Source organism: Aeropyrum camini SY1 = JCM 12091, from assembly GCF_000591035.1.
In the GTDB taxonomy this organism is placed as follows: domain Archaea; phylum Thermoproteota; class Thermoprotei_A; order Sulfolobales; family Acidilobaceae; genus Aeropyrum; species Aeropyrum camini.
On record NC_022521.1, the window covers coordinates 438,836 to 465,035 of the forward strand.

26 protein-coding genes, 1 tRNA gene and 1 other RNA gene are annotated in these 26,200 nt (G+C 60.3%); 13 read left to right on the forward strand and 15 right to left on the reverse strand.

Annotated elements, in window-relative coordinates; translation table 11 throughout:
* Positions 1–241: 241 nt before the first annotated feature.
* Together ACAM_RS02435 and ACAM_RS02440 are read left to right on the forward strand one after the other, a co-directional pair.
* On the forward strand, positions 242–532 hold the full coding sequence (locus ACAM_RS02435) for a hypothetical protein (protein WP_022541221.1): 291 nt from the start codon (positions 242–244) through the stop codon (positions 530–532).
* A 420-nt stretch (positions 533–952) separates the two neighbouring features.
* The gene (locus ACAM_RS02440; protein WP_062662366.1) at positions 953–1,573 is read left to right on the forward strand and encodes a hypothetical protein; all 621 of its coding nucleotides are present in this window, start codon (positions 953–955) and stop codon (positions 1,571–1,573) included.
* Here ACAM_RS02440 and ACAM_RS02445 read toward each other — a convergent pair.
* Positions 1,539–2,801, reverse strand: coding sequence for a M20 family metallopeptidase (locus ACAM_RS02445; RefSeq protein ID WP_158318583.1), 1,263 nt, complete (start codon positions 2,799–2,801; stop codon positions 1,539–1,541). The genes ACAM_RS02440 and ACAM_RS02445 overlap by 35 nt on opposite strands.
* Before the next feature lie 325 nt (positions 2,802–3,126).
* On the opposite strand from ACAM_RS02445, the gene ACAM_RS02450 reads away from it, so the two are divergent.
* Positions 3,127–3,879: an MBL fold metallo-hydrolase gene (locus ACAM_RS02450; protein ID WP_022541224.1), complete on the forward strand. Its 753-nt coding sequence runs from the start codon at positions 3,127–3,129 to the stop codon at positions 3,877–3,879.
* A 71-nt stretch (positions 3,880–3,950) separates the two neighbouring features.
* On the opposite strand, the gene speD is transcribed toward ACAM_RS02450, so the two are convergent.
* Positions 3,951–4,343 (reverse strand): adenosylmethionine decarboxylase, encoded by a 393-nt coding sequence (speD, locus tag ACAM_RS02455; protein WP_022541225.1) that lies wholly within the window; start codon positions 4,341–4,343, stop codon positions 3,951–3,953.
* Positions 4,344–4,446: 103 nt separating this feature from the next.
* Between speD and ACAM_RS02460 the strand changes: the two genes are divergently transcribed.
* The gene (locus tag ACAM_RS02460) at positions 4,447–5,220 is read left to right on the forward strand and encodes a nucleoside phosphorylase-I family protein (RefSeq protein ID WP_022541226.1); all 774 of its coding nucleotides are present in this window, start codon (positions 4,447–4,449) and stop codon (positions 5,218–5,220) included.
* Positions 5,221–5,234: 14 nt separating this feature from the next.
* On the opposite strand, the gene ACAM_RS02465 is transcribed toward ACAM_RS02460, so the two are convergent.
* Complete coding sequence (locus tag ACAM_RS02465) at positions 5,235–6,320, reverse strand: thioredoxin family protein (RefSeq protein ID WP_022541227.1); 1,086 nt, start codon at positions 6,318–6,320, stop codon at positions 5,235–5,237.
* A gap of 113 nt (positions 6,321–6,433) precedes the next feature.
* Between ACAM_RS02465 and ACAM_RS02470 the strand changes: the two genes are divergently transcribed.
* Both ACAM_RS02470 and ACAM_RS02475 read left to right on the forward strand, forming a co-directional pair.
* On the forward strand, positions 6,434–7,534 hold the full coding sequence (locus ACAM_RS02470; RefSeq protein WP_022541228.1) for a radical SAM protein: 1,101 nt from the start codon (positions 6,434–6,436) through the stop codon (positions 7,532–7,534).
* 19 nt (positions 7,535–7,553) lie between these two features.
* Positions 7,554–7,991, forward strand: coding sequence for a Rossmann-fold NAD(P)-binding domain-containing protein (locus ACAM_RS02475; protein WP_022541229.1), 438 nt, complete (start codon positions 7,554–7,556; stop codon positions 7,989–7,991).
* Here ACAM_RS02475 and ppsA read toward each other — a convergent pair.
* The 5 genes from ppsA to ACAM_RS02500 form a co-directional block, all read right to left on the reverse strand.
* The gene (ppsA, locus tag ACAM_RS02480) at positions 7,988–10,453 is read right to left on the reverse strand and encodes a pyruvate, water dikinase (protein WP_022541230.1); all 2,466 of its coding nucleotides are present in this window, start codon (positions 10,451–10,453) and stop codon (positions 7,988–7,990) included. The two genes, ACAM_RS02475 and ppsA, sit on opposite strands and share 4 nt — an antisense overlap.
* Before the next feature lie 223 nt (positions 10,454–10,676).
* Entirely contained in the window at positions 10,677–10,856 is a 180-nt protein-coding gene (locus ACAM_RS02485; protein WP_022541231.1) for a preprotein translocase subunit Sec61beta, read from the reverse strand.
* A gap of 92 nt (positions 10,857–10,948) precedes the next feature.
* Positions 10,949–11,998, reverse strand: a complete 1,050-nt coding sequence (locus ACAM_RS02490) for a hypothetical protein (protein WP_022541232.1) — start codon at positions 11,996–11,998, stop codon at positions 10,949–10,951.
* A 4-nt stretch (positions 11,999–12,002) separates the two neighbouring features.
* Positions 12,003–13,385, reverse strand: a complete 1,383-nt coding sequence (locus ACAM_RS02495; protein ID WP_022541233.1) for a tRNA(Ile)(2)-agmatinylcytidine synthase — start codon at positions 13,383–13,385, stop codon at positions 12,003–12,005.
* A gap of 46 nt (positions 13,386–13,431) precedes the next feature.
* Positions 13,432–13,683: an Lrp/AsnC family transcriptional regulator gene (locus tag ACAM_RS02500; RefSeq protein ID WP_062662341.1), complete on the reverse strand. Its 252-nt coding sequence runs from the start codon at positions 13,681–13,683 to the stop codon at positions 13,432–13,434.
* Positions 13,684–13,782: 99 nt separating this feature from the next.
* Between ACAM_RS02500 and ACAM_RS02505 the strand changes: the two genes are divergently transcribed.
* Both ACAM_RS02505 and hisS read left to right on the forward strand, forming a co-directional pair.
* Complete coding sequence (locus ACAM_RS02505) at positions 13,783–14,124, forward strand: hypothetical protein (RefSeq protein WP_148706355.1); 342 nt, start codon at positions 13,783–13,785, stop codon at positions 14,122–14,124.
* Positions 14,105–15,412: a histidine--tRNA ligase gene (gene hisS / locus ACAM_RS02510; protein ID WP_022541236.1), complete on the forward strand. Its 1,308-nt coding sequence runs from the start codon at positions 14,105–14,107 to the stop codon at positions 15,410–15,412. The genes ACAM_RS02505 and hisS overlap by 20 nt, the downstream gene beginning before the upstream one ends.
* Here the strand turns inward: hisS and ACAM_RS02515 are convergent.
* The 3 genes from ACAM_RS02515 to rnpB all read right to left on the reverse strand — a co-directional run bounded on the left by ACAM_RS02515 (position 15,409) and on the right by rnpB (position 17,311).
* On the reverse strand, positions 15,409–15,768 hold the full coding sequence (locus ACAM_RS02515) for an SWIM zinc finger family protein (protein ID WP_062662337.1): 360 nt from the start codon (positions 15,766–15,768) through the stop codon (positions 15,409–15,411). The genes hisS and ACAM_RS02515 overlap by 4 nt on opposite strands.
* A 1-nt stretch (position 15,769) precedes the next feature.
* Positions 15,770–16,483 (reverse strand): ribose 5-phosphate isomerase A, encoded by a 714-nt coding sequence (gene rpiA / locus ACAM_RS02520; RefSeq protein WP_022541238.1) that lies wholly within the window; start codon positions 16,481–16,483, stop codon positions 15,770–15,772.
* Between the two features lie 499 nt (positions 16,484–16,982).
* Positions 16,983–17,311, reverse strand: an RNA gene (gene rnpB, locus ACAM_RS02525) — RNase P RNA component.
* A gap of 48 nt (positions 17,312–17,359) precedes the next feature.
* Here rnpB and ACAM_RS02530 point away from each other — a divergent pair.
* Both ACAM_RS02530 and ACAM_RS02535 read left to right on the forward strand, forming a co-directional pair.
* Entirely contained in the window at positions 17,360–18,379 is a 1,020-nt protein-coding gene (locus ACAM_RS02530; RefSeq protein WP_022541239.1) for a DNA primase large subunit, read from the forward strand.
* Positions 18,380–18,417: 38 nt separating this feature from the next.
* Positions 18,418–18,505, forward strand: a tRNA-Leu gene (locus tag ACAM_RS02535).
* A 7-nt stretch (positions 18,506–18,512) separates the two neighbouring features.
* Here ACAM_RS02535 and tenA read toward each other — a convergent pair.
* Positions 18,513–19,187, reverse strand: a complete 675-nt coding sequence (gene tenA, locus ACAM_RS02540) for a thiaminase II (RefSeq protein WP_062661980.1) — start codon at positions 19,185–19,187, stop codon at positions 18,513–18,515.
* Between the two features lie 70 nt (positions 19,188–19,257).
* Between tenA and ACAM_RS02545 the strand changes: the two genes are divergently transcribed.
* Positions 19,258–20,409, forward strand: coding sequence for an MFS transporter (locus tag ACAM_RS02545; protein WP_022541241.1), 1,152 nt, complete (start codon positions 19,258–19,260; stop codon positions 20,407–20,409).
* 78 nt (positions 20,410–20,487) lie between these two features.
* On the opposite strand, the gene mdh is transcribed toward ACAM_RS02545, so the two are convergent.
* On the reverse strand, positions 20,488–21,414 hold the full coding sequence (mdh, locus tag ACAM_RS02550) for an NAD(P)-dependent malate dehydrogenase (RefSeq protein WP_022541242.1): 927 nt from the start codon (positions 21,412–21,414) through the stop codon (positions 20,488–20,490).
* A 139-nt stretch (positions 21,415–21,553) separates the two neighbouring features.
* Here mdh and ACAM_RS02555 point away from each other — a divergent pair, with 139 nt between their 5' ends.
* Together ACAM_RS02555 and ACAM_RS02560 are read left to right on the forward strand one after the other, a co-directional pair.
* Positions 21,554–23,611, forward strand: a complete 2,058-nt coding sequence (locus tag ACAM_RS02555; RefSeq protein ID WP_022541243.1) for a V-type ATP synthase subunit I — start codon at positions 21,554–21,556, stop codon at positions 23,609–23,611.
* A 15-nt stretch (positions 23,612–23,626) separates the two neighbouring features.
* Positions 23,627–24,832, forward strand: coding sequence for a pyridoxal phosphate-dependent aminotransferase (locus tag ACAM_RS02560; protein ID WP_022541244.1), 1,206 nt, complete (start codon positions 23,627–23,629; stop codon positions 24,830–24,832).
* Between the two features lie 46 nt (positions 24,833–24,878).
* On the opposite strand, the gene metG is transcribed toward ACAM_RS02560, so the two are convergent.
* Together metG and panB are read right to left on the reverse strand one after the other, a co-directional pair.
* Complete coding sequence (metG, locus tag ACAM_RS02565) at positions 24,879–25,229, reverse strand: methionine--tRNA ligase subunit beta (protein ID WP_022541245.1); 351 nt, start codon at positions 25,227–25,229, stop codon at positions 24,879–24,881.
* Positions 25,230–25,372: 143 nt separating this feature from the next.
* The gene (gene panB, locus ACAM_RS02570; protein WP_022541246.1) at positions 25,373–26,197 is read right to left on the reverse strand and encodes a 3-methyl-2-oxobutanoate hydroxymethyltransferase; all 825 of its coding nucleotides are present in this window, start codon (positions 26,195–26,197) and stop codon (positions 25,373–25,375) included.
* Positions 26,198–26,200: the final 3 nt, after the last annotated feature.

Below are 26,200 nucleotides of genomic sequence, written 5' to 3' on the forward strand. Positions count from 1 at the left end.
CACTCCTCCGAGCACACGAGACAAAGCCTGCGAGGCTAGGATGGCTGTATCGCGGGGAGAACGGTGCAAACTTCTTAAACCGCCTACCCACAACCCAAAGAATAGTGGGGGCGGAGCCCCCTACCCAGAGACTCTGCCGGAGTAAGTGTAGGCAGGGGGTCCAAGGCTCGAGAATGCCTGCGTGGAACGAGGACCTCGGGGTGTTCGAAAGGCTGTTGGCGAGTGGAGTGGTGTTGGAGAGATGGCCAGCGTGAGGTTCGAGGACCTGAGGGTTAACGGCAGTGTAGTCTGCCCCAGGTGCAGGATACCGATGTACTATGCCAGCGAGACCGTGAAAGAGGGTGGAAGGCACATGATAACCAGGTTCTACGTCTGCACCTCCTGCAAGCTAAGGCTAGTAGACGAGAGGATAGTCGTTATCCCACACTCCAGCATTGTCGAGGTGGAGGTAACTGGCGACAGGAGGACCATCTACAGACAACATGTAGACAAGCCTAGAAGGCAGGCCAGGGGAAGGGCTACAAGGAGATAATAGACCTAGACTATATTTTTGCATGCAACCCTGTTTTTTAACGGCAAACCCCCCAGGGCTAATCAGGAAGCCCCGGGAAGCCCCCTTACGGGGCTGATGCTTAAATTATGGATTTGTAGAGTTTATATTCATAACCTGCCTAGGTTCTTCTCTCGACCCCTGCGGGTGATGGGAGCGGTGTTCCAAGACCCATAGGGTTAGTCTAGATATGAGCCCCACGCCGCTGGGCTCCACCGCCCTCCGCAACACCCCAGAGGGGGCTTGGTTGCCAGCGCGGGCGAGGCGGAGCTGGATGAAAACCACATCACAGTAGGAACTGGGGCTATGGGGCTATAATGTGGGGGGACGGCAATCCTGGCTTCACGCATTATCCTAATTTCCCCTTCGGGACTCTACACACTCATACTCCGGTGCTCTTTGGTGAGGCGCCTCAGGGAGATGTACATGGAGTATAGGAGGATAGTGCAGGTGTATCCCGACACGCCAGCCATAGCTAGGAGGATGTTTGTGACCAACGGTTTCGATGGTCTCCTGGCCGCCATAGGCGTTAACATAGGCGGCTACAGCAGCGGGGCTGATCCGGTTGTCATGGTTATGAGCATTATGGGAGGGTCGCTTGCTATGGGTGTTCTGAGCGGGGTCGTGGGTGTTTATCTCAGCGAGAGGGCTGAGAGGCTTAAGGAGCTGTCTAGGCTGGAGAAGAAGGTGTCGAGGAGCCTGAGGAGGAGCATATACTGGAAGGCCGCCAACATAATACCCCTCTACATAGCGCTCTGGAGCGGGGTGGGTGTGATAGCCTTCCCCCTGGTAAGCATCACCCCCTATATCGCAGCGGCCTACGGCCTCCTCGGCATGGGAGAGGCTTTCGCGGCCTCCCTAGCCATAGCACTTACACTATCGGCGGCCCTAGGCCTCTACCTAGGCGTTGTGAGCGGCGAGAGCAAGCTGTACTCGATGGTTAGGGGGCTGATGCTCGCTGTGGGGGCTATTATACTGGTGCACCTGTTCAAGTTCGCCGTTGCAGGGCCCCTGCCAGGGTGAGGGGCAGCCTGGCGAACGCCTCAACCAGGAACCTCAGCTCGACAAGGTCTATATGCTCGTCTGGAGCGTGGGCCAGCTCTCCGCGGGGCCCGTATGCAAGGGCTTTAGAGCCTTTGACGGTGTAGTACCACATGTCAAGGCCCCCGGGGCATACAACAGGCTGTCCTATAACCCTCCCTGACTGGCGGGCCGCCTCACGGAGAGCCTCGTACAGCTCCCCCGGCTCGTTTATAGCCGGCTCCGCAGAGATGACCTCCTCCGCCTCGACCTCAGCCCCATGCTTCACAGAGAGCCAGGTCAGCACGCCGACAAGCTCGCCCCGCGCCTGGGCCACGGTCTCCTCCGGTATGAGACGCCTGTCCACCGTGAAGTAGAACTCTCCCGGCACCTGGTTAGTCTTCCCTCCCCCGGTGACGCCAGCCTCGCCCCCCAGGGATACTGTAGGCCTGGCGGACTCCTCAGGCTCTATCCTGTACTTGCTCCTCCTTCCAGCGTACATAGCGGCGAGAGCCTGCTGGAGGTCTAGGGCTATGGCAGACGCCAGCAGGAAAGCGTTCCGCCCGTGCCAGGGCGTGCTGGCGTGAGCAGTCCTCCCCTTAACCCGGACCTTCATCCAGAGTATACCCCTGTGGCCGTGCCACGGCTTCTCCAGGCCGCTGGGCTCCGGCAGTATAACGTACTCGGGCGTCACACCCATCCCGTTCACAAGGTATCCTGTGCCGCACTCGCCCCCGATCTCCTCGTCGGGCACGAAGGCAGCCTCAAGCCTAAGCCCCTGCGGCCAGGCCCCCGAGAGCTGGAGGGCCTTGAAGGCGCCGAGGGCGGCGGCTATACCCCCCTTCATGTCTATAGCGCCGCGGCCGTAGAGCTTCCCATCCTTCACCACAGGCTTGAAAGGCTCTGTTACAGTCCACCCCGGCCCGCCTGGCACGACGTCGTAGTGGCCGTTGAAGTGGAGGGCGGGGCCCCCCTCCCCCCTCCTGCCGTAGACTATAAACCTGGGGTTCTCGGAGGCGTGTCTACACTTCTCCCTCTGATACTCAGCGGGGACCCTCTCAACAGCCACCTCAAAGCCCATGGACTCGAGCTCCCTGGCTAGGAGTTCCGCGGCCTCCTCATAGTGGTCCCCCTGGGGGGCGACAGTCGGGATCGAGACCAGCCTCTTCAACACCTCCACAGAGTAGCCGAAAGCCTCCTCCAACACACCAGCTTCTAGAGAAGCGGCCAACGGGTTCACCAGGATAGTATATTGGGGGGTGAGGATATTAGGTTGACGCACACAGACGTTCGGCCATGCAGCTTCACACCGTATAAAATAGAGAGACTTCCCGCCCCGCCCTCAACCCTTTCCTGAGGGTTATGGGGTTATGGTGGCCGTGGAGGCCAACGGCGCGGGCCTCCCATCTAAGCCAGCCCCCAGGGGCGCTGGGCTGCTGAATAGCATCTCCACCCCGCCTCCCACCGGGCGCCGGGGCCCGCCAGGTCATTCGAGGGAGTAGTGTTGTCCGCTAAAGCTTCCAGCCCACATCAAAGTACTTCGTTGGTGTTCTGGGTTGTCGTGCGCCGAGCTCTACTTCCTCGGTACTGGAGCCGCCGTACACCCCCGGAGGATGCAGTCCTCCCTGCTCCTAGACTATAGGGGGGCCGCGGTACTTGTAGACGCGTCCTGCGGGGCCGCCAACGCCCTCCAGGCCCTGGGATACCCTCCCGAGTCTGTGGGGGTGGTGTTTGTGACCCACGGCCACTACGACCACGTGTGCGGCCTGGGGCTACTGTCGTTCGTGAAGTCCTTCCGTGGCGGGCCTCCCCTAACCCTGTATACCCCCCCGGCCGCGGCGGGTGTTGTGAGGAGTGTTGTTGAGGCGGGGGTGAGGTCCTCGGCAAGGTATGGGGTTGAATACTCCCTCCTCCCTCTACAGCCGGGTGAGGAGGCGGGTGTCGAGGGGTTAATACGTGTTAGGGGCTACAGGGCGGAGCACACCGTGGAGGCCCTGAGCCTGGAGCTGGAGCTGGCTGGGCTCGGTTCCATACTTGTGAGCGGCGACACCAGGCCCACCGAGGCCTTGGCCTCGAGAGCACCGGAGGCCCTAGCTACAGTCCACGAGGCGACTCTCCCCTCCAGCATGGCCGAGAAGGCCGCAGTCACCGGCCACTCTACCGTGGGGGAGGCTGTGGGGATAGCCTCGAAATCGAGTCTAGGCCTCCTATACCACCTGACTCCGGAGAGCGAGGATGAGGCCCTGCAGGCCTCCAGGGGTACCAGGGTTATAGTTCCCCAGGACCTGCAGGCTGTGAAGATATGCTGAGTGAGGAGTCGTCTTAAAAATATTGTGAGGGGCCGCGTGTGCAACCCCCCGGCGGCGCCGGGGGGCTTCTACTATTCCAGGTGCCTCTCTGCGACCCCCTTCTCTACTCTAGCCGGCTTCAGGGCTTCCGCGAGGACCTCAAAGGCCCTGTGGGGGTTGGTGTGGCTGCCGCAGCTGTACACGTCGACGGTTGCGAACCTGTACTCGGGCCATGTGTGCACTGTTATGTGGCTCTCCAGTATTATGGCGACGACGCTCACGCCCTCCCCGATCTTCCAGGACTTTATGTCTAGAACCGTCATGCCACCCTCTCTGGCAGCGTCGAGTACCGCCTTCTCAAGCTTCTCAGGGCTCTTCAGGATCTCGGTGTTGGCGCACTCATAGAAATTCCCGTACACGTGTAGGCCGAAAACCCTCATCTGCGCCCCCGAGCCGTTGGTCCTCGAGGACGGTATCTGAGCCAATAATGGTCTCACCCCCTACATAAGCCCCGGTGTTTTTGAGGGCATTTAAGGGTTATACGAGCCGGCTTGCAACACAGAGTTTGATGCGGGTGCTGCATAGGCTATGTCAAGCGGCGTCGGCATAGTGACCAGGATACCCAGCGTCTCGCCGGCTACAAGCGCCGTGCTGCTTGACCACCCCGACGTTTATCTTAGGACGGTTAGAGGCGCCTCCACGATATACGGGGGGGAATACACCGGGTCGCCGGGCTTCAGGTTCACAGTAGCGAGGGTTGGTGAGGCGAACCTTCTCATAGGCCTTATACCACCCTATCCGCAGGCCGTCGCCGAGGCCGTCTACGAGCTCTTCATACTCGGCATAAGGAATGTTATAGCTATAACGCGGGGTGCCAGGCTTGGCAGGAGGGGTGAGGAGGGTGAGAGGGTGGTGCTAGCCAAGGCAGCCATACCCCTGGACACCGTCTCCCAGAGAATAGCCCCTCCCGGCACCCCTCTCCTAGCCTCAGCCGAGCTGCTTAGAGGCCTCCTAGCATACGCGGAGCTGGGAGTACTGAAGGGGTCGGTGAGCCCCGGCACGACGGTGACCATGCAGAGCCTCAGGATGGGGTGGAGCTACGACGACGCCGAGGAGTACATAGGGTTGAGGGATGTGAGGGCCGCCGACACGGTTACAGCCCCCCTCTACGCGCTGCAGTACCAGTTCGAGAGGCTTAACGCGCTCTCGGTCGTGGTGGCGGAGCGGCCCCTAACACCAACGCCCAGGCCTGTGGAGACTGACGCTAGGGCTCTGGAGAGGCAAGACGAGAGGGAGGCTGACCTTGTATCAAAGATACTCATAGCCGCGGTCGAGACTATAAAGGCGGTGGCCGGAGAGTAGCCGCGCGGCCCCCCTCAGCCGCCGTATATCTCCCTGGCCTTCTCCACCTTCAAGCCCCAGGGTGTGGCGCCCACCAGCTTGTCCACGATCCTCCCGTCCTTGTAGAACACCAGTGTGGGGGTACCCTCCACACCAGCCTTGTTCATCTCCAGCCTGGCGGCGGAGAGCTCCCTCTCCCCTATGAGGCTGCCCCATATGAACATTACTATGGGAACGTCAATCTCCCGGGAGGCCTGGAGCAGCTGCGGCCAGTCCCTATGGCAGTGTGGGCATGTCTTGCTATACACAGCCAGTATAGCGTCGCCCTGGAGCAGCTGCCTGAACTCCTCCGGCGTTATGTATGTTAGCCCGCCGTCCCTCAGCACAGCCAGCCCCTCCCTAACGTAGCTGAGGTTGCTGCTGAAACCGTCGGCGGTGCACTCCCACTCAACGCTAACCCCGGTGTCGGAGCCCGAGACGCTAGCCTCGACCAGGCTCTGGGTGTAGCGTATGGATAGTCCCCCGCCAACTATCCCGGCTTCGAAAGACTCTAGAATGCCGTCCCCCCTATAGACGGCCTTCACAGTCACGGTATAGTCGCCAACGTTAGCGTACCCCCTATAGACGTAGCCCCCGCCGTCTCCAGCCTCGAGCGACATCCTCATGCAGAGGCCCGATCTCCCCGGGGGTATGTAGACCGGAACAACGATCTCCTGCTGCCCGAGATACTCCTCCGGGAGGGCTAGGAGAGTGGTTGTCAACACTCCCTTCTCCGGCGTGGACGTCACCACAGGGTCCCCAGCCTCTAGCAGCTGGACCTTCACCTCGCTCTCGGGCCACCCCGGCTTGACAATGGAGACTGAGTTCGTAGCAACGTTGGTGCCGCTGGTGGACGTTGACGTCGACTCGTACACAAGCCTATCCCCCTCTGCAAGGGGTATTGTAAGTGTCACCGTGGGGAAGAGTCCCTGCGGCTCCTCTAGCTCGCCGCCCCCGCCGCCGGAGGAGCTTGAGCCTCCCCCAGCTGGGGCTGTCAGGCCGAAGCCCTGGAAGACCACTACAAACGTCGACGCTACCATAACCAGGCCGAGGAAAACGCCTATAACTAGCCTAGCGTTCAACCCGATACTCCCAACCACCACATTGTCTAGGGGGAGGTTTAAGCTTGAGCACCACACGCGGGGGTTCTGTGGTGTATGGGATATTAGCTTAAGGCTGCGTAAGATAGAACTGTTTGGGGGAGAGTGCTGGGGCTATGGGCGCCGCGGCCGCGGTCAGGCTGAAGAGGGCTAGGGGCAGGCTGCTGGGAGACCCGTTCAAGGCCCTCCTAGCGGGCTCTAGAGGCGTCTGGATGGCCCGGGGGTGTGACCTGTGCTTCCCAGGCCGGAAGGCGGTTGTGTTCGTGACAGGCCTCTGCGACGACTCCTGCTTCTACTGCCCAGTTAGCAGGGCCAAGCTTGGGAGGGACGTGTTCTATGTTAACGAGGTCCCCGTGTCTAGTGTTTGGGAGGCGGTGTCCGAGGTCCTGAGGACAGGCGCCTCGGGGGCTAGCCTCACAGGCGGAGACCCCCTGGTGGCGCTCCACAGGACCCTCGAGGTGGCGGAGGCGTTTAAGTCGGAGCTGGGGAGGGGGTTCCATATACACCTCTACACGAGCGGCCGGAGGATGACCCCGGAGGTTGCCAGGGCTCTCTGGCGCGCCGGTGTAGACGAGGTGAGGATACACCCCACGGAGAGGAGCCTTCTCTCGAGGGTTGAGATGGTTAAGAGGTATACAGGTATGAGCGTGGGGGTTGAGATGCCCATAGCCCCCGGGCTGGAGGGGCTGGCTATCGAGGCTGTTAAGACTGTAGAGGCCGCTGGCGGCGGCTTCGTTAACCTGAACGAGATGGAGATAGTGGAGCCCAACGCGAGAGCCCTCCTAGCCCGCGGGTATACAGAGAGTGGTGAGAGGCCCTTCACCGTTAGAGGAGCCCTCGAGGCCGCCCTGAGGGTTTTGAGGTGGGCGGCGGAGAACAGCAGTGTGCCCGTCCACTTCTGCCCCGCCAGCTTCAAAGACTCTATACAGACCGGCAACAGGCTGAGGTCCTCAGCAGCCAGAGACGCATACTGGTATGAGGAGCCGACCAGCCACGGAACCCTTGTGTGGGGGGAGGTCAGGGGTTCCACCGCCCCCACAGGCTTGGGGGAGGAGAGGGGCGGGGTTGTAATGCTGCCGCCGCGGGAGGACCTCCTCAAGACCGTTGTAAGGCTGTATGGGGGTGAAGCCTACATAGTGGAGGCCCATCCAACCCCCTCCAGGACCCCAATAGTATCCGAGAGGAGGATAGCCTAGGGGCTTGGGGTGACGCCGCGTGTCTGGATCAAGCCTCGACGAGGCCGCCCTCCTGGTCGAGGAGCTGCAGGGCGCCTTCGACTTCGCGGGGGTAGAGAGGTTCGACGTGGGGGGGCTAGACGTTACCGTGCTGGACGCTGGCATCATATCCGGCAGGAGGGTTATCGTGGTGGTCCTCCCGGAGGGGTCAAAAATAGGCATATGGTCCTCCCGGAGGGCTGTCGCCGCGGGCCTCGCAATGGGAGGGGGGAGGGATACCCTCATAATTATATATAGTAGGAGGGGTAGGATAGGGAAGGCCGGCTACCTCTATCTAGGATACCTGGCCCATAGCCACGGGTTCGACGTTGTAGTGGTCAACGGGGGGCCCAGAGAGGTTAGGGACGTGCTGGACATGCTATCCAAAACGGGTAGGGTTGTGGTTAGGGAGGATAAACTATATCCCGTTAGGCCTTAGACCCTGGATAGCCTGGAGCCCAGCTCCTCCAGCCTCTCCAGCATTATCCTCCTCTCTATACTGGCCACCTGCCTCCTCACCCTCACAACAGCGTCTGGGTTGACGCTTATCGAGTCTATACCCCTCCTCACCAGGAACTCGACGAGCTCGGGGTACACGCTGGGCCCTTGGCCGCATATGCTCACGGTGGCCCCCTGGCTGTGCGCCTTCTCTATCAGTATCTCGATGGACCTGAGTACCGCGGGGTCCCTCTCGTCGAAGTAGCCCATCTTCGCTAGGAACCCGCTGTCCCTGTCAACGCCTAGAACCAGCTGGGTTAGGTCGTTGCTGCCTATGCTGAACCCGTCCACCATCTTGGCGAACTCGTCGGCCAGGAAGACTGTGCTTGGCACTTCAACCATTATCCACACCTTAAAGTCTCTCCCGCGGGAGAGCCCCTCCTCCTCCATTATCCTCAGCGCCTTCTCCAGCTCCCACGTGGTCCTGACGAACGGGAACATAACCCACACATTCTTAAGGCCCCACTCCTCCCTAACCTTCTTTATAGCCCTGACCTCCAGCCTGAAGGCGGGCTCGTAGTTGGGGTGTATATACCTGGAGACTCCTCTCCAGCCTATCATCGGGTTCCTCTCGTCGAGCGTCTCATACTTCTCGCCCCCCTTAAGCCTCCTGTACTCGTTGGTCTTGAAGTCGCTGAACCTTACAACCACAGGCCTGGGGTATATGGCGCTGGCTACCTTGGCCACACCCTCAGCCAGCTTGTCTATGAAGTACACGCCCCTACCCTGCTCTATAAGGTACATCGGGTGGTAGCCTATCCAGCTGGAGATTATGAACTCTATCCTCATCAGTCCTATGCCCTCGAAGGGGAGGTGCTTGTACCTGTCTATCTCCTCGGGGTGGCCCAGGTTCATGTAGATCTTGGTGGCGGTTACGGGGTAGACCTCGGAAAGTATCTCGGCCGCCACCGCGCCCAGCTCAGGCCTAGCCTCCTCCTCCCTAGCCTCCTCCTCGGTTTTGACTGCGCCAGCGTATACCACGCCCCTGCTACCGTCGACGGTAACCAGCATCCCGTCTTTGAGCTTCTTGGTCGCGTCTCCGGTGCCCACCACCGCGGGTATGCCCAGCTCCCTAGCCACTATGGCGGCGTGGGCGGTCATGCCCCCCTCATCCGTCACTATGGCGCTGGCGAGCTTCATGTAGGGCACCCAGTCGGGGTCCGTCATCTTCGTCACAAGCACGTCCCCCTTCTCCATCTTCTTAGCAGCCTCCTCGACAGTCAGGGCCACCTTGACCCTTCCCGATGCAACGCCAGGGCTGGCAGGCACCCCCCTGACGAGGACCTCGCCCTCGGGCACCGCCTCCTCCGCCGGCTGCCCAGCCTCAGCCTCCTCCTTCTTCCTGGACCACACCGTCTCGGGCCTTGCCTGGAGTAGGAGTATGTTGTCCGGAGGCCTGAGCTCGAAGTCTATAGCCCACTCTATATCCATAGGCCTGGCGAAGTGGTTCTCAACTTTTACAGCCAGCCGGGCCAGCTCTTTCACCTCCTTCTCCGAGAGCGATGGGGCCTCCGGCCTTATCCCAAGCTTCTCTATAACCTCAGCCACCGCGGGGTGCCTCCTCCTGAGGTCCTCAAGCTCCTCCTCGCCCTCGGGTATCCTGATCTCGACGTTCTCGTTCAAGTCTGGATCGTAGAATAGAGCCTTATCCTTCCTGGACACCCTAGCCTCCAAAATCTCCAGGTCAGACTTCCTAACGACGAACCTGTCGGGAGTCACCTTACCCCCGACTATGTACTCTCCGAGGCCCCAGATCGACTCTATAACGATCTTATCCTCCTCACCCGTCACTGGGTGTATGGTGAACATGACGCCGCTGCTGCGGCTACTCACCATCTTCTGCACTACAACCGCCATCAACGCTGTCTCATGGTCTATGTTTAGGCTGTCCCTATAGCTGAGCGCCCTGGCCGTCCACAGGCTGGCCCAGGCTGTCTTAACCTTCTCGACAACCTCCTCCTCACCCTTAACGTTAAGGTAAGTCTCCTGCTGGCCGGCGAAGCTGGCCTCTGGGAGGTCCTCCACAGTGGCGCTGCTCCTCACAGCCACACGGGGCTCCTCAACACCGACCATGGTGCCCAGCTTCCTGTAGGCGTCAACTATAGCCCTCCTTATATGGGGGGGCATCGGTGTCCTCACGAACTTGCTCCTAATGAGCTCGCTAGCCTTCTCATACTCCTCCGGCCTACCGCTCACAATCGTCTCCTCAAGGACATGCTTTATATAGCCCGCTATACCGGTCTCGAACACGAACCTCCTGTAAGCCTCACTGGTAACAACAAAACCGGGGGGCACGGGTATGCCCGCCTTTATCATCTCACCGAGGCCAGCGGCCTTGCCGCCCACCAGGGGGACGAGGTCCTTGGAAACCTCGTCTAGCCAGAGGATGAGCCTCCTCTCCACAAACAAACACCATATAAAAGGTGTTAACCCAGGAGGTAAATGAATAAAGTATATAAGCAGGACATGTATTCTCACATATCCTACACGCAAAAGAACCCGGGTAGATAAGGCAAAGATACGCAAACCACGGCGGCTATCAGCTCTAGCGTAACAGTAATACCATCACCCGGCATCCGCGAGTGTTAAGCTGGCGGCCAGCTTCTACAGCATCCTACCGTGGCTGCTACGGCACTGCGGGGAGGAATATGTGGGCGGCTGCAACTAGCGCCGAGACAAGGACGGCTGCTCCCACTACAATGGTGGGGCTCACCTTTATCTTCCCCTCATACTCCTCGTAGAAGGACAGCAGCCCCGCGGCTGTGACGGGTGCGGCCCTCCTCTCCCTCCTCCTCCTGACTGACAAGCCTCTACATACCCCCGGGATCTCCCACATGTACCGTAATGTGCGGGGGGTTAAATCTCCCGCCGCCCCCTTCCAGCAGGTTTCCCCCGCGGCTAGGACGGTTTTAGGCTGGCTGAGGATAGTATGGGTAGCGGGTCCCCCGACACCGATTTCAGTATACACACGGCCTTCACCTCCTCGAGGCCAGATACTACTGTGACCCTTGTCTCGAACCCTGTGAACTCCGCGTTAACCCCTATAGTTGCGCTTCCAACGTCTATGGTGTAGAGGTAGGTTAGGTTGTCCATGTCGAATACCGTGGTGTACACGGTCTTGCCCGGTGCCACAGGCTTCCTGGTTGACATGCACTCGTAGCTTCCCGAGGGGAGTACCACGTCCTCGCTAAGCTGCTCCTGAACATCTACTATATTGAACCTGGCCTCAGGCTTAGCGTCAACGTTTGCAAAGGATATTCCAAGCTCAACTGTTGAGCCGCCGCAGTCGAATTCGAGGGTTCCTCGAAGCATCTCCACCGAGGCCTCTAGGTAAACGTACACCATCTTACCCTGGGGGGCCTTCACCTCCGAAACCCGGCTTAGGTCTAGATCAACGCTTATAGAGCCCCCCTTGAAGCTCCTGCTACCCACCTTGGCAGGTATCTCAATCTCTATCCTAGGCTTCATATCCTCCTCCGGTTTGATGTTTATAAGTATAGAGTCGCTCCTGCTCAGGGCGAGAGCTAGCACCTGCTTAACGGTAACCGGCCCTTCAACCCCGCTCCCCACAACCCCCTGTAAAACACAACCCGGCCTCAAACCGTCAACGTCTATGAACCCCTTTTCTACGGCTTTTGCAGGCGCTGGCAGCGGTAGGGGGTACGGCCTCTCCTCAACCAGGTAGATCATCACACCCCCCTCAACTGGCTCCAAGGCTATGGTGTAGCCCTGGGAGGGGGTTCTCACCAGCATGTAGCCCTCGCCCCTCTCCAAAACTGGCTCCACACTATAGCTCAGCTTGCCCCCGCTAACGCCTAGCAAGATCACGTCGCTCTCGGGGGCGTAGCTGGGCTCGACTATTAAAAGGATGCTGTATGCTATAACGGCGAGTATTATGAGTGTGAGAAGAACGTTAGTGGCCCTGCCGAAGACCTCCTGCACACTCATACCACTATTCCCGAGGGCCTAGGGGGCTCTGCTGGAGGCTAAAACTGTCTCCCACTGGAGGAGGCCTTGGTGGAGTGGGGTCTGGCGAGTACGCCCACAGAGCCTCTACGAGGCGGGGCGGCGTCCAGCGGGCAGGCCTCCTGCCTGGCGGGGCGACCAGGTGTCTAAGCCTCCCCTCCCTCGGCGTGTAGACGCCGGGCTGTAGAGCACGGGGCACGGGTGTCTCAATAGGTCTGGCGCTGGGAGAGGAGAAGCCGCAGCGGGGGCACCTGTAGCCCCTCCCCCTCCCGGCGCTCTCCAACCTAGCCCCGCAGCGGGGGCATAGGGGGGAGTGCACCTCGATAACTGGGGATAGCCGCTTGACAGACAGCTTGTCCACCGCAACCGTCCAGAGTCCGCGGGGCCTGTAGGGCCTCACGCTCCCCATAGCCTCCACAAGGTCGCCGGGCGCCAGGAGCCTAGCCACCTGGTTGAGAGGCGAGGCCTCCCTATAGAATACAAGGTCGACCTCGCCGCCGCCTGCTGATGCCCTCACCACCACGTGCCCCCCAGGCAGTGTTTGCGGGGTGCCGGCCACCACCGCCTCCAATGTTACATAGGAGTACGGGTAGACCCTCCTCTCCACCCCCCGGGGCGCGTCTGTGTGTTGGTTGCTGCGGTAGAGGACCCAGAAGTGAGGCTCCTCGCAGAGCGCCTCAGAGTAGCGGTGGAGGAGGTGGGGGCAGTCGCCGCGGAACCCGGTTAGCACAGGATCCGGGCCTGCCGGGGCGGCTGCAACCCTCCCCCCAGCGATGTCTATGTTGTTGAACGTGCAGGGCGGTAGTGAGGCTTCAACCCTAGCAGCCGCCTCCCAATCCACGCACCTCCCCTTCCCCCACATCTCCGGTTTCCGGTAGGCCACTAGCTCCCAGGTATAGTCCTCCCCGGGCTTCAAGGCTGCGAGGGATGCGGATGCACCCACAACACCCCAGCCACCCCGAACCCAGCCCCCCTCCCTCTCCACAACAGCCACCGCGAAACCTCTATCCAGGACCCCTGCCAGGGCCCTCCTATACAGCTCCTCGAGGCTAGGTCTGAAGGGGTCTCCCACGAGGGCTGCCATACCAGGCCCCTTACCCGCCTCAGAGGGCCTCCCGCCAGTGTAGTCCCACATAAGCTGGACTGCAGTCTCGACGGCGTCTAGAGCCTCATCCTCACCCCTTGTCCATAGCCTTATCACCACTGAAGCATTGCCCCTAGTCTTCCAGGGTATGCCGGGGTTAAGCCTGACGAGTAGGGGGTAGTCCGCCAGTGTGTAGCGGCCGCGGGGTAGGAGGGTGTGTAGGAGGAGGCCTGCGAAGTGTGTTGTACATCCTCCCCCTCTAAAATCGATATCGTCGAACGCCATACTTAACAGGAGGATGCCTGGCCCCCCCGCCCCGTCTTAGGAGGGGTTACCCCTTGTTCTTAACCCTCCTGGTCACTATAACCATTGTGAGTGTCATCTTTACCCCGTCAATCTTCCTTATCTTACCCGTTATAGTCTCCCTCAGCTGGTCCATGGTTGGGGCCTCAACTAGGGCTATGATATCGTATATCCCGTATACCATGAATACTTCCTTGACCTCCGGCATCTCCAGCAGCTTGTTAAACACTTCATCCTCCTTCCCGACGTCAACGTTGATAGCGACAAGCGCCTCCGGCATCTCGGGCACCATACACCATCTATTGAGCCGTTACGGGTTTAAAACCTTATAGCAACCATAAGTTGTGTTAGAAGCTGTGTAGAGGTGTGGCCTGTAGAAATGGATGAGGAAGCAGGAGGCGGGCAATGCTGTCTCGACCCCTCCATGTTCTCCCACAGGCAGGGTGACATAGCTAAGGCCCTCAGCCTAAACGATGAGGAGGCGGTGCGTGTGAAGAAGTATGTAGAGGACCCTCTCAAACAGCGTCCTCCGCCCAAGGTTAGCGAGGCCCTGGAGAGGATATGGTCTAGGGACTGTGCTAGCCTATCCCTGAGGCAGAGGATCTACGCTACATTCATACTAGGGATTAGTATATACGGCAGCATAGTTCAAGAGTACCTCATAAGGTCTATGAGTAGTATGGAGGCTAAGGGTGCCTCAGGTGGCGGGAGGTCGCCCTAGGCCCCCCAGAGGCTTCAGAGACTTCCCCCCCGAAGTCATGATACTCAGGAAGAGGCTGCTCTCCAGGCTTGAGAGGGTGTTCGAGAGCTACGGCTTCGACCCGCTCGACACCCCTGCTGTGGAGTACTGGGAGACCCTCTCGGGTAAGTATGGGGAGGAGGCGGAGGCCAGGCTCATATGGAGGTTCCAGGACCCGTGGAGCGGTAGGTGGTACGCGCTCAGGTACGACCTTACAGTCCCCCTAGCCAGGTTCGTCGCGTCTAACCCGGGGCTGCAGATGCCGTTCAAAAGGTATCATATAGGGAAGGTTTGGAGGCATGAGGAGCCCCAGAAGGGGAGGTATAGGGAGTTCGTGCAGTGCGACGCCGACATAGTGGGCAGCCCGCACCCCGAGGCGGATGCCGAGGTTGTGAGCCTCGTGGTAGACAGTATGGAGGCCCTGGGGTTCAATGGTTTTAGGGTTAGGGTTAACGATAGGCGCCTCCTAGCAGGCATATTCGAGGAGGAGCTGAGCCTCGAGAACCCCCTGCCGATCTACAGGGCTATAGACAAGCTGGACAAGATAGGGGAGGAGGGTGTTAGGAGGGAGCTTGAGAAGCTGGGGCTAGCGGGCTCTACGGTAGCAAGGATTATGGAGATTATCTCGTGGAGGGGGAGGCCCGGCGAGGTCCTAGAGTCCGCGGGGAGGGTTTACGGGTCTAACAGGAGGGTTAGGGAGGCTCTCGACCATCTGGAGGAGATGCTATCCCTAGCCAGGGATAGTAGGGTTGAGCTAGACTTGAGCCTTGTCAGGGGGCTAGACTACTACACCGGGCCCATACTAGAGGTTGTCCTCGACGAGCCAAGGATAGGGAGTGTGGCCGGTGGAGGGAGGTACGACGGGTTGATAGGCATGTTCGCGGGCAGGGATATACCGGCAACCGGTGTCAGCATAGGTATAGAGAGGATTATAGACGCGGGCCTGGAGCTCGGCGTGTATAGCCTTGACGTGAAAACCGTCGCTCAGGTCGCAGTCGTCGTCCTTGACAGGAGCTACTACAGCTACGCCTGGGAGGCCGCCCGGCTTCTCAGGAAGGGAGGTTTCAACGTGAGGATAGACCTCTCCCGGGCCAGCGGACAGGTTCAGAGGAGGAAGGCATCGAGGCTTGGCATACCCGTGGTGGCGTTCGTGGGGGGTAAGGAGGCTGAGGGGGGCTTCCTAACACTATACAGCGCCGCGACGGGGGAGAGGGTTATGGTGCCCCTGATTGAGGCTGCCAAGGCTGTGGAGAGGCTTCTCCCCCGCTAGCCGCCTGAAGCCAGCCTCCTCCTAACAGTCACCGCCAGGCCTGAGGCGTAAACCTCCATAACAACCCTCCCCACCTCCCTAGGCTCCATAGCAACCCTCCTGAACCTGCCGCTCGAGACTGCGGCCTTAAGCCCTCTCAAATGCTTGCACCCCCAGCCCCCCTTCAACAGGCTCCCCGCCATGCTGGGGCAGGAGCAGTATAGCCCCTCGACCAGAATATAGTCCCTCGACCCGCCCAGGTAGACCCAGACCCCCGTGGCACCGCCCGCCTCGAGCTTCACATACCTCCCGGAGAGGCCGAGGACCTCGTCGGGCTCGAGGGCCAGATACTCTAGGCAGGCGTCCCTCACCGACACGCTAAACCCCTCCCCTCCTGTAGGGGCCTAGAACCTTGTAGCCACAGCCTGAAAGACCTACTACAATGTAGTCGGCGAGCCCCAGGAAGAGGCCGGTCTCACGCACCCCCGGCACCATCCTGAGCGTCGACTCCAGATCCCGCGGATCCTCTATGGGCCCGGTGTGCAGGTCGACCAGCACACCGCCCCAGTCGCTAACCACAGGCCCTCTCTTACCCTGCGAGGTCCTCAGCCGTGGTTTAAGCCCAAGCTCCTCAAGGCCCGCCAGCGCCATAGCGGCAAAGCCGGGCTCAACCTCCACGGGAATAGGCATCCTCTCCCCAAGCCTCCCCACCAGCTTGTCCTCACCAACTATGAATATGTTGAGCCTAGACCTGGAGGCAAGTATCTTCTCCCCCAGCAGAGCCCCCCCACCCCCCTTCACCATATACCCGCTTCCAGGCTCCACCTCGTCAGCCCCGTCGACATAAGCGTCAACCCCCCGGTATACGCGGGGGTCACCCACAGTCCACCCCAACCCGTAAACCGCGGCCCCCGTCTCAAAGCTGCTGGGCACAGCAACCCCCGGCTCCACCCCCGCGTCGACGGCCATGTGGAGGAACCTCAACACAGTCCTGCCACTACCCACACCGAGGACGCCGAGCTCAACGTCAAGCATGCGGAGAAGCTCCAGCGCCCCGCGGGAAGCCTCGGCCATAGGGTCGCAGTCGCCCAATAGAGGCACCCACGGAAAACCTGTAGACACCGCACTCAAAATAGGGTGAAGTATTGGGCAGCCTCTGACAGGCTATAATTCTCCACAGGAAACCGAGGGGTCCTTATAAACCCCGAGCATACAAAGCCAGCCCTCCGGAGGCTCGAGCCCCACACCCCACTGTTTCCCATGGAGCGTCAGGAGAACTGGGCTCTCACAGCCTCTCCACGGATGCACATACAATATAATGATACAAAAACATTATATAGAAAAGATGATCAAAACAAACAGCGAATCTCGTTTGAAACTAGACCCGCAGCCTCACACGATCCACCGGAAGCCAGGGGGTGTGGGGGGTGTTGTGAAGCGGCGTTGACTCTCCACAGGAAACTGAGGGGGTGTATACTGGGGGGTTAACAGGGTAGAGCAGTACCCATCACACCTATCACAACTCACAACCCCAACACGGCCGAGGGCTGGGTATGGAGGTGCATCGGCGTGATCCATGTTTACTGGAGGGCGGCGCCGGCCATAACCCGCCTTCTGTACTTCGGCGGCATTGGGCTTAGCGGTCTACCCCCCGGGCTTCGCGCGGCCCTCACCGCCCGGGGGCCTTGCTCCGCCGGGGGCGGCCGTTTCACCGCATCCCCGGGGTTCCTCTGCGGTTTGCTGCCGCCCTGTTGCCAGGGCGGCCTAGCCGCGTCCTCGACACGCCCCGGGGCCGTGTCGTTTCTGTGCCGTTGCCACGGGTTTCACCCGTGCCCCTTGCGGGGCCCGGCTGCCGCGGGGAGGGCGGAGTTTCCTCAGCCCCCGAGGGTATAGGGGACCGTGGGCCGCCGGCCAGCGCCGCCCCCGGGTTTACAGGTTATTTCCCGTGGGGGGGTTTTACTTTGGTTTTTGGGTTGTGGTGGTGTGCTTGTTAAGAAGTATCCCTTCCTCATAGGCCTTGAGAGGGCTTTGGAGCTTGTGGCGGGGTTTAGGGGTGAGGCTGCTAGGCGTGTTTTAGCTGGTGATGAGGATCTTGTTAGGCTTGGTTTTAGGAGGGCTGTGGCCGCTGTGGAGGGGTGGCTCGACTATCCTTTCGCCGATACTGTGGAGGGGGAGGTGGCTAGCTTTTACCTCGGGCTGGCTATAGCCTATAGGGCTGGCCCGGCTGCCGTGTCGAGGGTTGTGGCCGGCGAGTCTTCAAGGGCTGCGAGGCTGGTGGCTGGCGAGCCTGGGGAGGTTGCAGCCAGTATACTCGGGGGGCTGGGGTTTCCTGTTGAGAGGGGCGGCTTGAATATTCCATGGGTTGTTGATAGGCGCGGGGTTGTCACCCTCCCTCTCGGCTGGAGGATGGGTGTTGACGTTTTCCTGAGGCTCTCCGCAGCTGACGAGCATGCTCCGGAGCTGAGGCTCGCCAACCAGATGCTGCTCTCGGGCGGCGTCTATCTGAGCGACGCTAGGCTGAGGGCTCTAGCCTCCGCAGCCTCGAGGCTGGCTATAGAGGGGAGGGTGTCTGAGGCCAGCTCCCTCGAGTCGGAGGCTATCGAGAGGTATGCCAGGCACCTGGCGGCCCTCGCCGAGGGGGGGCTGCCGTTCGTGCCGGAGGCGCTGCCCGCCTGCGTGAAGGAGGTTCTCGGGAAGGCTGTGAGGGGGGTTAGGCTCGGGTGGCTGGAGCTCTACCTGGCCCTGGTATTCCTCGCCAGGATTAGGGCGGGGCCGGAGGTGGTGGCTGAGGTCCTCTCTCCCAGCATCGGCAGGGGGGCTGCCAGGGCGTTGGCCAGGGTGTACGGCCAGTCACCACCCACTGACCACAGGCTACCCCCCTGCGAGGTCCTCGCAGCCTCGGGCGTCTGCAGGTGCCGTGGCAGCCTGCTGGCCGAGTATAGGCAGAGGGTGAGGAGCTATCTAGGGTTGCCGGTGGTTAGCAGATAATTCCCCCGGGACGTTATAAACAACTAATTATTACGGGTGCGGGGGTGCCCGAGCCAGGGCGAAGGGGGCGGGCTCAAGACCCGTTGGCGTAGGCCGGCGTGGGTTCAAATCCCACCCCCCGCACCATACCCAGCTACACAGGCCACTTCTCCATGTTCCAGGCCATATCCCAGAACATGTACTCGTATCTAACGGCCTTCCTGAATATCCTGTTAAGCCTCTGGTAGACCCCTCCCTCCTCTTCCCATAGCCTGTCAACGGCCCTCCTATACTCGTCTACCGCATCTCCATACTCTCTGCTGAGGTAGACGGACGCCCACCTCCTATACAGGTCTACACCGTTGTTCTCTAGCAGCTCCCGGTTAGCCAGGGCTATGTCCCTGTAGCTCCAGTAGCATGGTAGTAGGGATACCATGCACTCTAGGGCCGTGCCGGTGCTGCACGTGGCTATCATGAAGTTTACGTACGCCTCGTTAGTGGGGGCTGGCTCCTCCCTGAGGACCTCGCTGAGGCTTAAGCCTAGCTCGCCCAGCAGCTTTTCATAGTTTTCCATCTCTGTCGATGCTAGGAAGCTTGCGTGCGATAGAGCCAGCCTGGCTACGTCGAAGTCCCACGACTTGGAGGCTGCGAGGCTTAGGCTTTTCACCAGGCCTACCAGGTAGTTGTAGTCCTGGACGGCGTAGAACCTAAACCTGTCTAGGGGGAGGTCCCCGCTATATAGGGCTTTCACGAAGGGGTGTTGGGGCAGGAGGGCCCAGAGATCGTTATTATCCCTCTTTAGCCTCTCACTCAGAGACGACTCCCCCATATGGGGCACCATAATATTCGGTAGAGGTCTGGAGATATTCTAGCTATGCTGCGAGCTGGTGGCCTGACCGATGGGTGGATATAGAGGCCTCAGGGTTATGGCGGCTGCGCTGCCGGCCTACGCTTACTTCTACAACGTCGGCTCCATAGGCTTCTGGCTTCCGCTACATGTGAGAGAGCTTGGATGGCCATACACCTACATAACGCTCATAGCCACCTGGTACTTTGTGGCCGTCACGCTGGCCACCCCCCTCGTGGGGCTGCTCTCCGACCTGACTAGGAGGCCGGGCTACATACTAGCGGCTGGTATGGCTGTGGTGGCTGCAACCTCGGCCGCGATGCCCCACGTCGAGGACCCTCCCCTGCTCATGGCCCTTAGAGCCCTCCAGGGGCTGGGCCTCGCCGTCGGTCTCCCGATAGCCCTGGGGAGCCTATCGCTGATACAGGGTGTGAGGAGGGGGGTCGCCTCTACGGTGATAGCCTCTGGCCTGGGCATGTCCGGGGGCGCCCTCCTGTCGGGGGTTATAGTCGAGTATCTGGGGTTCCCTATGCTATTCTACGCCGCTGCAGTCCCGGCGGCCCTCTCAACCGTAGTGGCCCTGCTATGGAGCCCCCCGCCGCCCCCCTCAGGAGGTCCAGGCCTTCTGGCGGCCCTCGCCAGGGTGCCCTGGGAGGTTTTCGTTGTTATGGCTGGGATAGCTGTTAGGAACACCTTCGCCAGCGGTGTCTTCAGTATAGTATCCATAATTTTCAACAAGATAGTCGGGATCTCCTACCTCTCCACTGGCGCCGTGCTGGCTATAAGCCCGGCTATACAGGCTTCGGCCAGCAGCTTCTTTCAGAGGATTATGAGGGGGCGGGCCCTCCTCTTCTACTCCGCGGGGCTGAGCGGCACTGCCATAACATTCTATATATACCATAGCGCAGACTCCGCCCTAGACCTGGCGGCCGCCCAGGCGGCCCTCGGCACGTTCTACGGCGCCACGGTTGTCGCGGGCAACACGATGATAATAGCTCTGGCGCCCAGCGAGATAAGGTATACCGCCTCCAGCCTCTACACATTCGCCTTCAACATAGGCTGGATACTGGGCACCAGCGTGGCTGGGAGGATAATGGACGCTGCTGGAGTGGACGCGTGGATAAGGCTGGCCGTTGCGGGCACACTCGCCTCAGGACTTATACCCCTCACCCTACTGGCCTCGGCCAGGGCGAGGAGGATATAGTGTCTATGTGGGCCGTAAAGCTCATGGCGGGTAAAAATCTCCCCAGGTTTCCGTGTTTAGGGCGGGTTTACCCCCTTTTTAGCCCTTGAGCTGTGGTGGCAGGGCTTGGACCAGCTTCCTAACCGCCTCTACAGCCTCGTCGAACTTTCTCTTCTCCTCGTCGGTCAGGGGGAGCTCGATTATCCTCTCTATCCCGCTCCTCCCTATGACGGCGGGCACCTCGGCCACTATATCGCTGTAGCCGTACTCGCCCTGCAGGTATAGGCTGTAGGGGTAGATCCTCTTGGCATCCCTCTTTATAGCCTCCACGGTGAGGACTAGGCCCGCCGCTGGGCCGTAGTTGCTGCTGTAGCCTCTGAGCTCTGTTATCTTTGCACCTGCGTTGACTGTTTCGGAGACAACCTCGTCTATCTCCTCCTTCGACATTAGGTGCTCCAGCGGGACCCCCCCTACGCTGGATAGCCTGGGTACGGGGAACATCTTCTGGCCGTGCATGCCGAGGACTATGGCGTTGACGCTTCTGAAGCTGACGCCGAGCTTCTGGGATATGTAGTAGGCCATCCTGGCCGAGTCTAGTATGCCGCTGAACCCTATCACCCTCTCCCTGGGAAAGCCCGTCTTCTTGTACATCACGTAGGTCATAGCGTCGACAGGGTTTGTCGTTATGACCACTATAGCGTCCTTGGCGTACGCCTTAATCTTCTCAGCCAGGTCGGCCATGGTCTGGGCGTTCGCCTCGAGGAGCTGCTCCCTGGTCATACCCGGCTTTCTGCCTATGCCAGCCGTCACCAGCACTATGTCGCTGCCCCTCATGTCCTCGTAGCTGTTGCTCCCCCTGATGCTTATGTCCACCCCCAGCTCCGCCGCCGCGTGGGCGAGGTCGAGCGCCTCCCCCTGGGGCTTCCCCGGGGTCCTGGCTATGAGGAGGAGGTCGTCGTAGCCCCTCATCATCAGCATAACAGCAGCGGCCATACCAACCTTGCCAGCGCCAAGTATCGTTATCAAAGCGTCTCCACCATATCCTCATAGTCTAAAAATGTAGAATTAATAAGTCTCCGGAGTTACCGTCGAACCGCTGGCCCACGGGAATTTCTTAATTACCCTGGCTCTCCCAGGCGCTAGTTGGGATTAAGGGGGAGGGGTGTTGCTGCTACCCAGGACGCTGGAGGAGGTGGTGCTGGCGGTACCCGCCAGGGATTATGACAGGGTTGTGGCCGGGCTGGCTGTCGAGGGCATCTTCCACGTCGACACCCCGCCGCAGGGTGTCAAGGGGGAGGTCGACAGGAGCTATAGGTCGCTCCTGACCCAGGCTTCCGAGAGGTCCTCAAGGATAAGGCAGTACTTCGAGCTCGCCGGGGTGGAGCCCTACAGGGTGTCGGGTGTGGAGGTAGAGGTTGGGGGCTGGGAGGAGAGCTTCAGGAGATACCTGGAGAAGTACTCTGAGGTGGAGAAGTTCTACTCAGGCCTCCTGGAGGAGTATTCCGAGGCTGAGTCGAGGCTTAAGGAGCTTCTCGACATAGAGGCTAGGATATCCCCTGTCTCACATGTAGACGCGGATATAGCAAGGCTCTACAGCTCCAGGGCCTTCGACTTCGCGGTCTACTACGGAAGCTACTGGGAGGGGCTGGAGGCCCGGGTCGGCGAGATAGTGTCTAGGGTTGGGGGTCTCGCGGTTGTGGAGCCCTCCGGCGGTTATGTGGTGGTGGCGGTCGCCGTGCCGAAGGGCGCCCTCTCCAAGGTGTCCCCCGAGATACTCGGCCTCAACCTCTCGATATACACTCCACCGGAGGGCGTGCCCGGCAGCCCTAAGAAGGCTATGGAGTATATTAGGGAGGAGAAGGGGAGGCTCGGCGGGCGGCTGGCTAGAATCCAGGAGATGGCATCGGAGAGGCTGGGTGAGCTGGCGGAGTTCTACACAGTGGTCTCGGCTTTCGAGAATATATTCAGGTTCCTGGTGTCGACGCTGAGGAGGGGAGAGACGAGGATAGTCAGGGGGTTCGTGGACGTCAGGGACTCGAGGAGGCTTAGGGGTATACTTGATAAGATGACCCGGGGTAGCTACGTTATACTCAGCCTCGGCGTCAGGCGGGGGGGCGAGACGCCCACGCCCAGCAAGGTCGACCTCCCCCAGTTCCTCAAGCCTTTCTCCAGGGTTGTTGAGCTGTACGGCTACCCCGACCCCAACGAGATAGTGCCCACGGCGTTCCTCGCTGTAACCCTGCCGCTAACATTCGCCCTCATGTTCCCTGACGCGGGCCACGGCCTCCTAGTCCTCCTATTCTCGATATTCTACCTGAGGAGGGTGAGTAGAGACTGGGCGTACGTTCTGGCTGTTATGGGCGGTGCGAGCATAGTCTCGGGGCTGCTGGCGGGGGAGGTGTTCGGCCCTCTAGTGTCTAAGATGCTGGGGCTGCCTGAGCTCTGGCTCCGGCTGGGGCTTGAGACGCCGCCCTACGCCATGCCAACCTACGCTATAGACCATGGCGAGGAGGAGCTCGTCCCTACTCTGGTCTACAGAGCGTTGAACGTCAGCCTCTTCATGGGTGCTTTCATGCTCAGCTTTGGAACGCTGCTTGGAGTCGTTAACGGGGTTATAAAGAGGGATTGGGCTGGCCTGGTGGAGTCCAGGCTACCAAGGTTCCTCCTGTTCGCCTCGATAACCAGCCCCTTCCTAGTCTACATGGACGCTGGGGAGGCTGGCTCGGTGCTTAGGCAGGCGCTCCTCGAGCTGGGTGGAGATAGCTTGGCGGCCAAGCTTGTTCTAGCGGGCTCCCTACTCGGCCTGGTGTGGATGCTGCTGGCCGGCCCCATATTGTACATGCTGGAGGGCCACAGCCCCCTAGCCGGGCTGGCAAACAGCTTCCTAGAGGCCTACGAATCCCTCCTGATGCTAGTCGGCAACATACCCAGCTTCCTCAGGATTATGGCCCTCGCACTGGCCCACTCCAGCCTGGTCTTCGTGGTCTATTATCTAACAGTTATGATAATGCAGGGGGGGATACTGGCTGACGTGGTGGGCGCCCTCCTGTACGTTGGAGGCAACCTCGCCGTAGCCGGTATGGAGGGCCTGCTGGCGTTCGCCCACGCATCGAGGCTGCACTTCTACGAGTGGTTCAGCAAGTTCTACAGCGGCACAGGGGTGCCTTACACGCCGATCAGGGTTGAGGGTGTAAGGATAAAAATAGCAGGCCAGACTTTTTAAACGGTGCACGCCCCCTTGGCAGTGAGTTATAACAGGAGGGTAGACCTCATAACAGGCAGCCCTACGAGGAAGATAGATGCTGTGAGGGAGAGGCTGGCCCGGGAGGGTAGGGACGTTATCCTACTCTCAACCGGCCAGCCCGGCTTCCTGCCCCCCAGGTTTCTTAGGGAGAGGCTGGCCCGGGCTCTTCTCGACGAGGGGTTTAAGAGGCTGTACTCCTACACCCCGACCCCAGGCTATGCTGACGTTAGGGAGTCTATAGCCGAGGACCTCGCAGCCCTAGGCGGCCCCAGGGTTGAGCCCGACGACATACTTGTTACCGCCGGCGGGCAGGAGGCCATGTTTGCAGCCCTCTCCACCATACTGGAGCCTGGCGACAAGGTAGTGCTTATGGACCCGACATACTTCGGCTACAAGCCGATAGTCGAGTACCTTGGGGGGAGGGTGGAGTGGGTTAGAGCACCCCCCTCTCTAGGCTTCCAGCCGGACGAGGAGGAGCTTAAGAAGGTTTTCACGAGGGGTGTGAAGGCTGTGGTGCTGGTGTCGCCCGACAACCCTACAGGCAGGCTTCTCTCAGCAGACTCTGCGAAGCTCGTCGCGGATCTCGCTGTAGACTCGGGGGCGTGGATAGTCTATGACGAGGCCTATAAGACACTGGTTTTCGAGGGGGAGCACGTCTACCTCTACAAACTCGCCCCGGACAACACTATATCTATAAACACGTTCAGCAAAGACCCGGGCTTCCCCGGCTGGAGGCTGGGCTACCTCTACGGGCCTAGGTGGATCGTAGGGAAGATAAGGCTTGTGTCGGAGGAGCTGGTATACTGTCCCCCCAGCATAGCGCAGGTGGCCGCCAAGATATACCTGGGGGACAGGGAGGCCAGGCTCAAGCACCTAGAGTACGCCAGGGAGTTCCTGAAGACGAGGATGGAGGCTATGGCTGTTGCCCTAGAGGAGATGCTGCCGGAGGCGGTGTTCACGAGGCCGGGCGGCTCCATGTTCATAACAGTGGACCTCTCCAGCTACCTATCTAGAGCTTCGTTAACCTCGGAGGAGCTGTCGGTGAAACTCTTGGACGAGGAGTCAGTAGCCACGGTGCCGGGCCGCTACTTCGGCCCCAGCGGAGACACCATGCTAAGACTGAGCTTCGCCACGGAGACGCCGGAGAGGATAAGAGAGGGTATAAGGAGGCTGGCCAGCCTCCTTGAGAGGCTTGGATGAAAACGGCGGAAACCGGAAGCCCCATACTATTATTATCCGCCCCCGGCTAGCATACCTTGCTTCCAGGCTCAACCGGCTCGCTCACAGTCAGTAGAACCGGCTTCTCCCCGTCGCCGCAGGGGGCCGCCAGCACCATCCCCTGGCTCACCTCCCCCGCCATCCTCTTCGGCCGCAGGTTGGCGACCACTATGACGAGCCTTCCAACCAGCTCCTCGGGCGAGTACCATCTGGCTATGCCGGCGAGGACCTGCCTCTCCTCACCGCCTATGTCTACTATTAGTTTGAGTAGCTTCTTGCTGTGCGGAAGCCTCTCAGCCCTGACAACCCTCCCCACACGCAGGTCGACTTTGGCAAAGTCCTCTATACCTATGAGCTCATCCCCTCCTCCCTGCGCCACAACCTTCCACCACGCTGAAATATCCCGCCAGGGGGATAAAGAATCTAATTCCCGGGGTGACGACCCCAGGCGACACCGAACACCCCCGGGAGGGAGCCTGGGGGTGTTGTGAGGAGTTCAGCCTTGTCTGACCTTGGCCAGCTCTAGTCTAGGTCATCCAGGGGCTCCTTCGCGTGTACCACATGCTCCTCGCTGGGGAACCTGCCGGCCCTCACGTCCTCGGCGTATCTGGAGAGGGCTTCTAGCATTATTCTCCTGGCGTCAACATATTTTTTGGCGAAGGGTGGTGTGAGGCGTGAGAGCCCTACTATATCGTGGAACACTAGTATCTGGCCGTCGCACCTTCGACCGCTGCCTATGCATATAGTCGGCACCGGCAACCTCCTTGTCACTATCTCGGCCGCCTCCTCCGAGACGAACTCCAGTACTATGCTGAAAACCCCGGCCTCCACGAGGGACTCGGCGTCTAGGAGGAGTTCACGCGCCTCACCCCTCCCCCGGGCCCTCGGCCTGTAGCCCCCTATCCTCAAGGCTCTCTGCGGCGTTAGGCCGAGGTGGCCCATGACCGGGATGCCCGCGTCAACTATAGCCTTCACCCTGTCGGCGTACTCGCTGCCGCCCTCGAGCTTAACCGCCTCGCCCCCCGCCCTGACCAGTGCTATGGCGCTCTCGACCGCGGAGGTCACGCTTGACTCGTAGCTGCCGAAGGGCATGTCAGCCACTATCAACGGACTCCTAGCGGCCCTCGCAACGGCTGCTGTGTGCCTCACCATGTCATCCAGGGTTACCTGGAGCGTCGAGGGGTAGCCGAGTACAACCATGCCCAGGCTGTCGCCCACTAGTATCACATCAACCCCCGCATCCTCTGCTATCCACGCTGTAGGGTAGTCGTAGGCCGTCACCGCCACTATCGGCCTCTCCCCCTTCATCTTCAGTATCCTCCTAGCCGTGACCTTCTCCCGGGCCATGCA